This is a genomic window from Streptomyces sp. NPDC034049 (assembly GCF_055575575.1).
Genome location: NZ_JBVISJ010000002.1, coordinates 99,168 through 112,418, shown reverse-complemented (window position 1 = coordinate 112,418; position 13,251 = coordinate 99,168). Strand labels below are relative to the sequence as shown.

Genomic DNA, 13,251 nt, shown 5'->3' with positions numbered 1-13,251 from the left:
AGGACCGGTCGCCCCTGTCGGCGCCGGCCCCGAGCACCCGCGGGAACGGGCAGCCGGGCCAGCCGGTCGTCACGGGCGAAGCCCATCTGCCACAGCGTGCGCATCGCGTTCGGCCCCGACGGGCGGCGCAGCGTCGGGGCCACCAGCACCTCGGGGTCGATGCTCGCCCCGCCTCGGGTCGATGCTCGCCTCGTACCGGGCGCCGATCATCGAGTCCGGCACGTCGGCGGCATCACACCCGCTTGATCTACGAGGCGACGATCCGCATGACGCCGGGGCGGGGCGGCGGCAACAAGTAAAATCCGTCGGCAAAAGCCCAGTTCACCCCACCCCCGCACCCCACGAGGCCACCGGACGATGCACCCCCCTCAACCCGCCCCCTGCCGGGTAACGGTCTGCCGGGACTGCTGCTGCGGCACCCCCAAACTCCCGGGCGTGGACCACGAGGCCCAGACCACCCGCCTCAAGTCCCTCGTCCCCACCCGCATCTCGGCCTGCCTGGACGCCTGCGACCAGGCGAACGTGATCGTCGTCCAACCCTCGGCAGCAGGCCGAGCCGCAGGCGCCCGCCCCGTCTGGCTGGGCCTGGTCAACGACCCCGAAGCCACGGAGGACATAGCCACCTGGGTCCGCTCCGGCGGCCCGGGCGTAGCTCCCATGCCCCCCATCCTCGACCTCTACCTCTTCACCCCACCGGCCCGCCGCACTTCCCCCTGAGCCATTGCACCCGACGACCAAGCCACACCATCGAAGGTTGCCGACCTACTGCTGAACTGACACAGAACCAACCAACCAACAGACACCCGACCAACCTGAAGGACCCCAACCACCCAACCACCGGCGCCCCGCCCAACCCATCAAGCCCGACCGCTGACCACCAACGGAACAACGCAGGCACACGGCCACCCGAAGCCCGGACCACGGAACATCCCAACAGCACCAACGATGCCCTGTGGAAGATCACCGGCCGGTCCCCGAAACGCGCATAAGCAAAGACCCCGACCACAGCGTTTCCGCTGGTGACGGGGTCTTCGGGCACCTCATACAAGGTGCCCCCGGCAGGATTCGAACCTGCGCACACGGCTCCGGAGGCCGTTGCTCTATCCCCTGAGCTACGGGGGCGTGTCGGGCGCCTTGTGTGGCGGCGACGGGTAGAACCCTACCAGCTCTCCGAGGGAGATCATGAACGGGTTTTGCGGGGGTGGGAGCGGGGTTGAGGAGCCGGGCGCCGCCCGCAGAGGGTGGAAGTGGGGAAAACCCGGACGCGGCGGTGGGCGCGCACCTACTCTCGAGTTGTGCCAGGCGCGTCCGGCCGGGTGCTTGTTGTGGACGACAACAAGGTCATCCGGCAGCTGATCAGGGTCAATCTCGAGCTGGAGGGCTTCGAGGTGGTGACCGCGGCCGATGGTGCCGAGTGCCTCGATGTCGTGCATCAGGTGCGGCCCGACCTCATCACCCTCGACGTCGTCATGCCTCGGCTCGACGGTCTCCGTACCGCCGCCCAGCTCCGCGGGGACCCGCGGACACGGCGTCTCCCCCTTGCCATCATCAGCGCCTGTACCCAGTACGAGGTCGAAGCCGGGCTCGACGTCGGTGTCGACGCGTTTCTCGCCAAGCCCTTCGAGCCCAGTGAACTCGTCGCCCTGGTAAGGCAGTTGGTCGAGCGTGCCCGCGACGGGGGCGGCGGCCTTGACGGTCCCGCTGCCGCTGCCGCCAACGGCGTCTCCGCCACCGGCGCCGGCACCCACGTCACCACCACCCCCGGCCCCGCCTCCACCAGTGCCCCGGCCGGCGGCGTCGGGAACGCGGGTGAGCACGCCGAACGTGCGGAGCGCGCCGGTCGCACCAGAGGTTGACGGTCGCGTGTTGAGGGTTGAGGGGCGCGTGGTTCGGTGATCTCTCGGAGTCACGGCTCCGTCCCGGTGACCCCCTACCGCTCCCACTCCGGCACACCCGCTCCCGCCGCGCCCCCTGTCCGGTCCAACCCCGCCGTCCACATCGCGGACCCCGAGGTAAACCGGCTCGCATACCCACCCCCCTCCTCCCATACGCTTGTCCCGTGACCCCCGTCGAGCTCTCCCGCACCGTGCTGCGCGCGGTGCGTCGTGCTGTGGACGAGGGTGAGCTGAGCGTGGCGGTCCCCGCACGCGCCGTCGTCACTCCGCCTGGGCCCGGCGGACGTGGGGACTACGCCACGAACATCGCCCTGCAGCTCGCCCGGCCCGCCGGCCGGCCCCCACTGCAGGTCGCCGAGATCCTGCGACCCCACCTCAGCCGCACCGACGGCGTCGCCGCCGTCGAGATCACCGGTCCCGGCTTCCTCAACATCCACCTCGACCGGGCCGCCGTCACCGCCCTGGTCCGCCGGATCCAGCGCGACCACGGCACCCGACCCGGCCAGGCCGGCCAACCCGGTCAAGGTCCCGCCCCGCTTCCTTACGGTCACAGCGACGCCCTCGCCGGGCACGTCGTCCGGCTGCGCATCCCGTACGACATCCGCGCCGAGGTCGTCGCGGACGCGCTGGTACGAATCGTCGGCAGCCAAGGCGGTCGAGTCGAGGTCCATCACGTCCGGCCCCATGTCACCCCAGAGCCAGCCGAAGATGCAGACGCAGGGGCAGGGGCAGGGGCCGAGGAGGCGTACGACCTCCGCCCCGTCCCCGCCCCGGAGGACCCCACCCCCCTCGGCCCCGACGCCCTCCGCTGGGCCCTTCTGCATCCGGCAGCCCACGACCGCCCCCGGATCACCGCGGACCTCCTCGTGCAGCGGGCAGCCAACCCCCTCTTCCGTGTGCGTTACGCCCACGCCCGAGCCCGCGCGCTCACCCGTAACGCCGCGGCCCTCGGTTTCACCGGCGCCCCGGGTGATCCGAACACCCCCGACGCCCCGCATGCCCCCACCCCATACACCCCCACCCCCCACACCCCACCCCCCTCTCGCCCGACCGCCGCCGTCACCACCCCAGACGCTGCGACCACGCCCCCCGCGACCCCCGCGCCCCCCACCGCCGTCACCACCCCCGACGTGACCACCCCCCTCGTCAGCGCCCTCACCGAATACCCGTCCGCCCTCGCCCGAGCAGCCACGCACCGCGCTCCCGATCGTCTCGCCCGGCACCTGGTCGTCCTCGCCGACGCCCTGCTCGCTTTCCAGCACACGGTGCTGCCGCGCGGCGACGAGAAACCCTCGGCCGCCCACCGGGCCCGGCTGGCTCTTGCCGAAGCCGCCGGGACGGTGCTGGCCGGCGGCCTGTCCCTGCTCGGCATCGACGCACCCGAATACCTCTGAGCAACCCCGCGGAACCCAAGCCACAGAGCGGCAGCCAGCAAGCAGCAACCAGGAAGCAGCAACCAGGAAGCAGCAAGCAGGGAGAAGGGGCCCTCCGCCCCGCCTCTGCCCCCCGGCCCCGCCCCGTCCGCCCAAGCCCGCGCCATCGCCCAGAGAGCACACAGAAAGCCCTACAGACATGAGCCGTTCCGCACACCCCGCCGGGCCCCGTCACGCCGACGTGCTTCCCGAGGGGCACTACTCCGCTCCGCCGGCCGACCTGAACACGCTGGACCCGAAGGTGTGGGCGCAGACCGTCACCCGTACCGCCGACGGAGTCGTCAGCGTCGGTGGGATCGATGTGAAGGCGCTCGCGGAGGAGTTCGGCACGCCCGCGTACTTCGTCGACGAGGCCGACTTCCGCGCGCGGGCGCGCGCCTGGCGCACCGCGTTCGGGCAGGACGCCGACGTGTTCTACGCCGGCAAGGCGTTCCTGTCCCGCGCCATCGTGCGCTGGCTGCACGAGGAGGGGCTCAACCTCGACGTCTGCTCCGGCGGTGAACTCGCGACCGCGCTCTCCGCCGGTATGCCCGCCGACCGCATCGCCTTCCACGGCAACAACAAGTCCGAGCAGGAGATCCGCCGGGCCGTCGAGGCCGGCGTCGGGCGGATCGTGCTCGACTCGTTCCAGGAGATCGTGCGGGTCGCGCACATCGCCCAGTCGCTCGGTACGCGGCAGCGGGTGCAGATCCGCGTCACCGTCGGCGTCGAGGCGCACACCCACGAGTTCATCGCCACCGCCCACGAGGACCAGAAGTTCGGGATCCCGCTGGCCGGGGGGCAGGCCGCCGAGGCCGTACGGCGGGCGCTCAAGCTCGACGGGCTCGAACTCATCGGGATCCACAGCCACATCGGCTCGCAGATCTTCGACACCTCCGGGTTCGAGGTCGCCGCCCACCGCGTCGTCGGGCTGCTCAAGGACATCCGTGACGAGCACGGTGTCGAGCTGCCCGAGATCGACCTCGGCGGCGGGCTCGGCATCGCGTACACCAGCGACGACGACCCCCGCGAGCCGCACGAGATCGCCAAGGCGCTCACCGAGATCGTCAACCGGGAGTGCGAGGCCGCAAGGCTGCGCGCGCCCCGGATCTCCGTCGAGCCCGGGCGCGCCATCGTCGGCCCGACCGCCTTCACGCTCTACGAGGTCGGCACCATCAAGCCGCTGGACGGGCTGCGGACGTACGTCTCCGTGGACGGGGGCATGTCCGACAACATCAGGACCGCGCTGTACGACGCCGAGTACAGCGTCGCGCTGGTGTCCCGGACCTCCGACGCCGAGCCGATGCTGGCACGGGTGGTCGGCAAGCACTGCGAGAGCGGTGACATCGTGGTGAAGGACGCGTTCCTGCCGGCGGACCTGGCACCGGGTGACCTGATCGCGGTGCCGGCCACCGGCGCGTACTGCCGTTCCATGGCGAGCAATTACAACCACGTCCTGCGCCCGCCGGTCGTCGCCGTCAATGATGGAGAGGCCCGGGTCATCGTCCGCCGCGAGACGGAGGATGATCTTCTCCGGCTCGACGTCGGCTGATCCGCGGACGAAGGAAAAGACCCGGGCCGGAAGATCTCCGTCTTCCGGCCCGGTGAAAATGAAATAGATGTCTCACGATCCGGACCAGGGATAGAAACTCCCGTCCGGTGAGTGAGACTGGTCCCACCGTGTTCGGTATGTCGGTATGTGAGGAAACGAGGTCGGATGATGCGTACGCGTCCGCTGAAGGTGGCGCTGCTGGGCTGTGGGGTTGTCGGCTCAGAGGTGGCGCGCATCATGACGACGCACGCCGACGACCTCGCCGCGCGCATCGGCGCCCCGGTCGAGCTCGCGGGCGTGGCCGTCCGGCGGCCCTCACGGGTGCGTGAGGGCATCGACCCGGCGCTCGTCACCACCGACGCGACGGCCCTGGTCAAACGGGGGGACATCGACGTCGTCGTCGAGGTCATCGGCGGTATCGAGCCCGCCCGTTCCCTGATCACCACCGCGTTCGAGTACGGCGCCTCCGTCGTCTCCGCCAACAAGGCCCTCCTCGCCCAGGACGGTGCCGCCCTGCACGCCGCCGCCGGGGACCACGACGCCGACCTCTACTACGAGGCCGCCGTCGCCGGCGCCATCCCGCTGATCCGTCCGCTGCGCGAGTCCCTGGCGGGCGACAAGATCAACCGGGTGATGGGCATCGTCAACGGGACGACCAACTTCATCCTCGATAAGATGGACACCACCGGCGCCGGTTATCAGGAGGCCCTCGACGAGGCCACCGCGCTCGGGTACGCGGAGGCGGACCCGACCGCCGACGTCGAGGGGTTCGACGCCGCCGCCAAGGCCGCGATCCTCGCCGGCATCGCCTTCCACTCGCGGGTACGGCTCGACGACGTGTACCGCGAGGGCATGACCGAGGTGACGGCGGCCGACTTCGCCTCCGCCAAGAACATGGGCTGCACCATCAAGCTGCTCGCCATCTGCGAGCGGGCCGCGGACGGCGGGTCCGTCACCGCGCGCGTGCACCCCGCGATGATCCCGCTGACGCACCCGCTCGCCTCCGTGCGCGGCGCCTACAACGCCGTGTTCGTGGAGTCCGACGCCGCCGGTCAGCTGATGTTCTACGGACCGGGCGCGGGCGGTGCCCCCACCGCCTCCGCCGTGCTCGGGGACCTCGTGGCCGTGTGCCGCAACCGGCTCGCGGGGTCCACCGGACCCGGCGAGTCCGCCTATGCCGCCCTGCCGGTCTCGCCGATGGGCGAGGTCGTCACGCGCTACCACATCAGCCTCGACGTCGCCGACAAACCGGGTGTTCTCGCCCAGGTGGCGACCGTGTTCGCGGAGCACGGAGTGTCGATCGATACGGTTCGCCAGCAGGGCAAGGACGGCGAGGCCTCTCTCGTCGTCGTCACCCACCGCGCCTCCGACGCCTCCCTCACCGGGACCGTCGAGGCGCTGCGCAACCTCGACACCGTGCGGGGTGTCGCCAGCATCATGCGGGTTGAAGGAGAGTAACCAGCAATGACCCACCAATGGCGCGGAATCATCGAGGAGTACCGGGACCGGCTGCCCGTCTCCGACAGCACGCCGGTCGTGACGCTCCGCGAGGGCGGCACGCCCCTCGTCCCCGCGCAGGTGCTCTCGGAGCGCACGGGCTGCGAGGTCCACCTCAAGGTGGAGGGCGCGAACCCCACCGGGTCCTTCAAGGACCGCGGGATGACCATGGCCATCACCCGGGCGAAGGAGGAGGGCGCGAAGGCCGTCATCTGTGCCTCCACGGGCAACACCTCTGCCTCCGCGGCCGCCTACGCCGTCCGCGCGGGCATGGTCTCGGCCGTGCTCGTCCCGCAGGGCAAGATCGCGCTGGGCAAGATGGGCCAGGCCCTGGTGCACGGCGCGAAGATCCTCCAGGTCGACGGCAACTTCGACGACTGCCTTACCCTCGCGCGTGAACTGAGCGACAACTACCCGGTGGCGCTGGTCAATTCGGTGAACCCGGTGCGGATCGAGGGCCAGAAGACCGCCGCGTTCGAGATCGTGGACATGCTCGGCGACGCCCCCGACATCCACGTCCTGCCGGTGGGCAACGCGGGCAACATCACGGCCTACTGGAAGGGCTACAAGGAGTACGCCGCCGACGGCATCGCCGCGAGGACGCCCCGTATGTGGGGCTTCCAGGCCTCCGGCTCCGCGCCGATCGTGCGCGGCGAGGTCGTCAAGGACCCGTCGACGATCGCCACCGCGATCCGTATCGGCAACCCCGCGTCCTGGAACTACGCCCTGGCCGCGCGGGACGAGTCGGGCGGCTTCATCGACGAGGTGACGGACCGTGAGATCCTGCGCGCCTACCGGCTGTTGGCCGCTCAGGAGGGTGTCTTCGTGGAGCCCGCCTCCGCCGCCTCCGTGGCCGGTCTGCTGAAGGCCGCCGAGAACGGCAAGGTCGACCCGGGCCAGACGATCGTCTGCACGGTCACCGGCAACGGCCTCAAGGATCCGGACTGGGCCGTCGCGGGTGCCCCGCAGCCCGTCACGGTCCCGGTGGACGCGGCGACGGCGGCCGAACGCCTCGGGCTCGCGTAACCGCCCCCACGGCCACTCGCGTATCCTCTCGCCCAGCCGTTCGAAAAGACCTGAGAGCCGCGCGTAGACGTCGGTTCTCGGGGGATAACCCTGACAGGACCCGACAGGGGGTGCACAGGGGGCTTACGACACGCATCGTGCGCCTCCTGTGCGCCCTATGTCGCCACAGAACCTTCCTTCGATAGGCTGTGGTGAACCCGCCCGCCGCATATGCCCCGCAAGGGTGCGGCGCCGTGCCGTCCTGAGCGGCCGCCGGGTTTCAGGTACCTGTCGAACGTCAATCGAATGTCATTCGACAATCGTCAATCCCGCAGTTCAAGGAGAGTCATCGAGCGATGGCCGGTCCAGCGTTCCGCGCCGCCGCCGTACGGGTGCGCGTCCCCGCCACCAGCGCCAACCTCGGTCCGGGCTTCGACGCCCTGGGCCTGTCGCTGGGGCTCTACGACGACGTGGTCGTCCGGGTGGCCGACTCCGGCCTGCACGTCGACATCGCGGGGGAGGGCAGCGAGACCCTCCCGCGCGACGAGCGGCATCTGCTCGTCCGCTCCCTGCGCACCGCCTTCGACCTGCTGGGCGGACAGCCCCGGGGCCTGGAGATCGTCTGCGCCAACCGCATCCCGCACGGCCGCGGCCTCGGCTCCTCCTCCGCCGCCATCTGCGCAGGCATCGTCGCCGCCCGCGCCGTGACCATAGGCGGCGACAACCGCCTCGACGACGCCGCGCTGCTCGAACTGGCCACGGAGATCGAGGGCCACCCCGACAACGTCGCGGCCTGCCTCCTCGGTGGTTTCACCCTCTCCTGGATGGAGGGCGGCGCCGCGCGGGCGATCAGGATGGACCCCGCGGATTCCATCGTTCCGGTGGTTTTCGTCCCCGGGAAGCCGGTTCTGACGGAGACGGCGCGCGGACTGCTCCCGCGCAACGTCCCGCACGTCGACGCAGCCACCAACGCGGGCCGGGCGGCCCTTCTCGTGGAAGCCCTGACCAGGCGCCCCGAGCTGCTGCTGCCCGCCACCGAGGACCGGCTGCACCAGGAGTACCGGGCGCCCGCCATGCCGGAGAGCGCGGCCCTGGTCGAGCGACTGCGGGCCGACGGCGTCCCGGCGGTCATCTCCGGCGCCGGACCCACGGTCCTGGCCCTGGCCGACGAGGCCAGCGCCGACAAGGTGGCCGATCTCGCCGGTACGGGATGGGCCGCCAACCGGCTGGACCTCGACGCCCGCGGGGCGTGCGTCCTGCCGCTCACCACCACCGTCGCCGAGACCGGCGCCGACAGCGGCGACGACTAGGCGTTCGGTTGCCGGATTTCGAGAGGGGGAATGTTTGTTGGATCCGGTAGTGTTAACCTCAAGTCTGCACCTGCCCCAGCCATGGCGAGGTGCTTATCGTCCCCGTCCGGGACAACCATTCTTCCGGGAGTCTCCCAAGCCGCACTGTGCTTCGTACGTCAAGCTGTACGCCGTACGCAGGCACTGAGCGGTCTGCCGAGCAGGCTCCGGAACCGGCGCATCGCCGAGCCGCGTGACACAGACACTCAGTGCCACGGCCCGGAAAGCGCCGAATCACCAGAAATTCCCCTCCGCCGCCTTTGGCGGACCACCGCCCCGGCACGGTCCACACGAACAGGACCGAAGCCGGACAGCACAAACGGTCGCCGAGCCAGAAGGCCGACGTCCGCTCCAGGGAAGGACCCTTCGTGAGCGACACCACCGATCTGATGGGCGCACGTGTCGAGGACACCGCTGCCGCGCCCGCCACGGACGCCGCGCCTGCCAGCGGTGCCGGCTCCCGGCGGCGCCGCGGCACCGGCCTCGAAGGCATGGTGCTGGCCGAGCTGCAGCAGGTCGCATCCGGCCTCGGCATCAGGGGCACCGCGCGGATGCGCAAGAGCCAGCTGATCGAGGTCATCAAGGAGGCGCAGGCGGGCGGGGGTGCCCCGGCGAAGGCCGAGGTCGCCACCGAGACCAAGCCGAAGCGCCGCGCCACCTCGAAGGCGCGTACGGGCGACGACGCCGCCCCGGCCGAGAAGGCCACCGCCGAGAAGGCCACCGCCAAGAAGGCCGCTGCGCCCGCCGAGAAGGCCGTGGCCCAGCAGCAGATCGAGATCCCCGGCCAGCCGGCCGGCGGCGACGAGGCGCCCACCGAGCGCCGTCGGCGTCGGGCCACCGCCGACGCGGGCAGCCCCGAGACGGTCGCCGCCGAGGCGAAGAGCGAGCCGAAGGCCGAGACCCCGGCCGCGCCGGTCGAGACCAAGGCCGACGCCGGTGACCAGGGCGGCGAGGGCCGTCAGGGCCGCCGCGAGCGTGGCCGTGACCGGGGCGAGCGTGGGGACCGCGGTGAGCGCGGCGACCGCGGCCGCCGCGGCAAGGGCGACGAGCAGCAGCAGGGCGGCGGCCAGCCGCAGCGCGACCGCGGCCAGCAGCAGGGCCAGCAGCAGGGCGGCGGCCGCCAGGACCGCCAGCGTGACAACGGCCCGCAGGACGACGACGACTTCGACGGCGGACGCCGTGGCCGTCGCGGCCGCTACCGCGACCGTCGTGGCCGTCGCGGCCGTGACGAGATCGGCGCCCCCGAGCCGCAGCTCGCCGACGACGACGTCCTGATCCCCGTCGCGGGCATCCTGGACATCCTCGACAACTACGCGTTCATCCGCACCTCGGGCTACCTGCCCGGCCCGAACGACGTCTACGTCTCCCTCGCCCAGGTCCGCAAGAACGGCCTGCGCAAGGGCGACCACGTCACCGGCGCGGTCCGGCAGCCCAAGGACGGCGAGCGCCGCGAGAAGTTCAACGCGCTGGTCCGCCTGGACTCGACCAACGGCATGGCCCCCGACTCCGGCCGCGGGCGCCCCGAGTTCAACAAGCTGACCCCGCTCTACCCGCAGGACCGCCTCCGTCTGGAGACGGACCCGGGCATCCTCACCACCCGCATCATCGACCTCGTCGCGCCGATCGGTAAGGGCCAGCGCGGTCTGATCGTGGCCCCGCCGAAGACCGGCAAGACCATGATCATGCAGGCCATCGCCAACGCGATCACGCACAACAACCCCGAGTGCCACCTGATGGTCGTCCTCGTCGACGAGCGTCCGGAAGAGGTCACCGACATGCAGCGGTCGGTGAAGGGCGAGGTCATCTCCTCGACCTTCGACCGCCCGGCCGAGGACCACACCACGGTCGCCGAACTCGCCATCGAGCGCGCCAAGCGCCTCGTCGAGCTGGGCCACGACGTCGTCGTGCTGCTCGACTCGATCACGCGTCTGGGCCGTGCCTACAACCTGGCGGCGCCGGCCTCCGGCCGCATCCTGTCCGGTGGTGTCGACTCGACCGCCCTGTACCCGCCGAAGCGCTTCTTCGGTGCGGCCCGCAACATCGAGGACGGCGGCTCGCTGACCATCCTCGCCACCGCCCTGGTGGACACCGGGTCCCGCATGGACGAGGTCATCTTCGAGGAGTTCAAGGGCACCGGCAACGCCGAGCTCAAGCTCGACCGCAAGCTCGCCGACAAGCGCATCTTCCCGGCGGTGGACGTGGACGCGTCCGGCACCCGTAAGGAAGAGATCCTGCTCGGCAGCGACGAGCTCGCCATCACCTGGAAGCTGCGCCGGGTGCTGCACGCGCTCGACTCCCAGCAGGCGATCGAGCTGCTCCTCGACAAGATGAAGCAGACGAAGTCGAACGGCGAGTTCCTGCTGCAGATCCAGAAGACGACGCCGATGCCCGGTAACGGCGACTAGGTCTCGTACCTCTGAAAACGCTGGGGCCACCCTCTTTGTGAGGGTGGCCCCAGTTTTCTGTATGCGACACGTGTACGATCACGGTCTTCCACGATCAGGTTCTTCACGTTCTGATCAAGCATGCTCAACCATTGCACTCCCAGGGGGGAATTGAGTGGCTAGACCTTTGTCCGGAGCCATAGCCGCCGCGATAGCCGGGACGCTGCTGATGTCGTCCGCGGGCGCGGCCGGCGCCGACACCACCTCGACACCGAGCGAGGCGGATGTACGGATCGCCAAGGCGATGGCGGCGGACGACACCGCTGCCATGACGCGGGAGCCGTCCTCGACCGAGAGCACGGACACCGACAGCGACAGCGGCCTGAAGCCGTCGGCCCAGATCATCGGCGGCTCGGAGACGAGCATCGCCTCGGCGCCGTGGATGGCGCAGCTCTGGTACTACGACGAGACGCAGGACCTCGGCTTCTTCTGCGGCGGCACGGTCGTCTCGCCGACGAAGATCCTCACCGCGGCGCACTGCGTGGACAAGAACCACTACAACTGGGTCAAGTACGGCGAGGTCGTCACCGGCACCGACCAGCTGCCCACCTCCGTCTACAAGGACGACGGCAGCTTCGACCACCTCGACTACCACGGCGGCGCCCCCAGCAAGGTCTCGCGCCAGTGGAACCACTCCTCGTGGGACGAGGAGGCGATCGACAACGACGTCGCGGTCCTCACGCTGTCCAAGCCCGTCAAGGCCACGCCGATCAAGATGACGACGTCCGGTGACACGGCCTCGTACGCGGCGGGCACCAGCGCCAAGGCCTACGGCTGGGGCCGTACCAGCTCCAAGACCCAGGACATCTCGCAGACGCTGAAGACGGCCACGCTGCCGATCGTCAGCGACACGACCTGCGCGAACACCTGGAGCCCCTACTTCGTCAAGGGGCACATGGTCTGCGCGGGCAAGCCGTCCGGCGGCACCGACGCCACGACCACCGCCACCTGCAACGGTGACTCCGGTGGCCCGCTCGTGGTCGGCGGCAAGGTCGTCGGCGTCGTCTCGTGGGGCGTCGAGGACTGTGTGTACGAGGGTGCCTACCCGGTCTTCGCCAAGGTCAGCACCTACGTCGGCGCGACCCAGCCGCGGGTCGACGATGCCGCCATCACCCGGGACGGCAAGGCCGACGTCTTCCTGCGCAACAAGGAGACCGGCACGGGCTACGTCCGCGCCTCCACGGGCTCCGCGCTCGGCGACCGGGCGGCCCTGACCGCCGAGGGCAGCTGGAAGGGCTACAACCTGGTCCAGCAGACCGACCTGAACCGGGACGGCTACCAGGACTTCGTCCTGCGCCGCTCCTCCGACGGTGACGTCTTCTGGCGGCGGTTCGTGCCCTCGTCCAACACCTGGACGACCACGCAGATCTTCGACAACTGGGCGACCCGCACCCGGATCGTCACGCCCGGCGACGTCACCGGCGACGCCCTGCCCGACCTGCTCTCGGTCGACTCGGCGGGCGCCCTGTGGATCTACCCGGGCAAGGGCGACGGGACGTTCTCGACCCGCGTCAAGGTCGGCACGGGCTGGAACACGTACAACGCGGTCCTCGGTCACGGCGACTTCACCGGCGACGGCAAGGTCGACCTGATCGCGCGCACCAAGACCGGCTCGGACGTCTACCTCTACAAGGGCGCCGGCAAGTCCGGCACGGGCGCCTTCGCCACCCGGATCAAGGTCCGTTCGGACTGGAGCGCGTACAACACGCTCATCACTCCCGGTGACGTGAGCGGCGACGGCCGGGCGGACCTGCTGGCCCGTACGCCGGCCGGCACGCTGTACCTCTACAAGGGCACCGGCAAGGCCACGAGCGAGATCTTCAGCACACGCGCCTCGGTCGGGACCAGCTACGCCCAGTACGACCTGCTCGGCTGAAACACCAGGTGAGCCCGGTCCCGCCGGGCTCATCCGTCACACACGGTGCCCATCGTGCTTTGCGCGATGGGCACCGTTCGTTGTGCAACCCTTTCCCGGCATATCCCGTCTGACCGGGCGGAGCGGCCATGGGCGCCGATCACGTGTCGTGGCCCCCTCCGACCCGACAGGCCTGGGCATGAGCGCAGGGGGTAACCGACCGGAGAGAGAACGAGGAGCAG

9 protein-coding genes and 1 tRNA gene are annotated in these 13,251 nt (G+C 70.5%); 9 read left to right on the top strand and 1 reads right to left on the bottom strand.

What is annotated here, in order from left to right:
• Nucleotides 1-357 precede the first annotated feature (357 nt).
• A complete protein-coding gene (locus ACZ52C_RS05300) occupies nucleotides 358-717 on the top strand; it encodes a hypothetical protein (RefSeq protein WP_060886715.1) in 360 nt (119 codons plus the stop codon).
• Nucleotides 718-1,050: 333 nt separating this feature from the next.
• On the opposite strand, the gene ACZ52C_RS05295 is transcribed toward ACZ52C_RS05300, so the two are convergent.
• Nucleotides 1,051-1,122 (bottom strand) — tRNA-Arg (locus tag ACZ52C_RS05295).
• Nucleotides 1,123-1,295: 173 nt separating this feature from the next.
• On the opposite strand from ACZ52C_RS05295, the gene ACZ52C_RS05290 reads away from it, so the two are divergent.
• From ACZ52C_RS05290 to ACZ52C_RS05255, 8 genes are all read left to right on the top strand, one after another.
• Nucleotides 1,296-1,856 (top strand): response regulator, encoded by a 561-nt coding sequence (locus ACZ52C_RS05290; protein ID WP_469073500.1) that lies wholly within the window; start codon nucleotides 1,296-1,298, stop codon nucleotides 1,854-1,856.
• A 203-nt stretch (nucleotides 1,857-2,059) separates the two neighbouring features.
• Nucleotides 2,060-3,289: an ArgS-related anticodon-binding protein NrtL gene (gene nrtL / locus ACZ52C_RS05285; RefSeq protein ID WP_469073499.1), complete on the top strand. Its 1,230-nt coding sequence runs from the start codon at nucleotides 2,060-2,062 to the stop codon at nucleotides 3,287-3,289.
• 178 nt (nucleotides 3,290-3,467) lie between these two features.
• The gene (gene lysA / locus ACZ52C_RS05280; RefSeq protein ID WP_045558944.1) at nucleotides 3,468-4,859 is read left to right on the top strand and encodes a diaminopimelate decarboxylase; all 1,392 of its coding nucleotides are present in this window, start codon (nucleotides 3,468-3,470) and stop codon (nucleotides 4,857-4,859) included.
• A 165-nt stretch (nucleotides 4,860-5,024) separates the two neighbouring features.
• Nucleotides 5,025-6,317: a homoserine dehydrogenase gene (locus tag ACZ52C_RS05275; protein ID WP_033526526.1), complete on the top strand. Its 1,293-nt coding sequence runs from the start codon at nucleotides 5,025-5,027 to the stop codon at nucleotides 6,315-6,317.
• A gap of 6 nt (nucleotides 6,318-6,323) precedes the next feature.
• Nucleotides 6,324-7,382, top strand: a complete 1,059-nt coding sequence (thrC, locus tag ACZ52C_RS05270; RefSeq protein WP_469073498.1) for a threonine synthase — start codon at nucleotides 6,324-6,326, stop codon at nucleotides 7,380-7,382.
• A 335-nt stretch (nucleotides 7,383-7,717) separates the two neighbouring features.
• Nucleotides 7,718-8,671 carry a homoserine kinase gene (thrB, locus tag ACZ52C_RS05265; protein WP_469073497.1) on the top strand — a complete coding sequence of 318 codons (954 nt, stop codon included), beginning with the start codon at nucleotides 7,718-7,720 and terminating at the stop codon, nucleotides 8,669-8,671.
• A gap of 407 nt (nucleotides 8,672-9,078) precedes the next feature.
• The gene (gene rho / locus ACZ52C_RS05260) at nucleotides 9,079-11,115 is read left to right on the top strand and encodes a transcription termination factor Rho (protein WP_469073496.1); all 2,037 of its coding nucleotides are present in this window, start codon (nucleotides 9,079-9,081) and stop codon (nucleotides 11,113-11,115) included.
• A 208-nt stretch (nucleotides 11,116-11,323) separates the two neighbouring features.
• A complete protein-coding gene (locus tag ACZ52C_RS05255; RefSeq protein WP_469074145.1) occupies nucleotides 11,324-13,030 on the top strand; it encodes a trypsin-like serine protease in 1,707 nt (568 codons plus the stop codon).
• Nucleotides 13,031-13,251 lie beyond the last annotated feature (221 nt).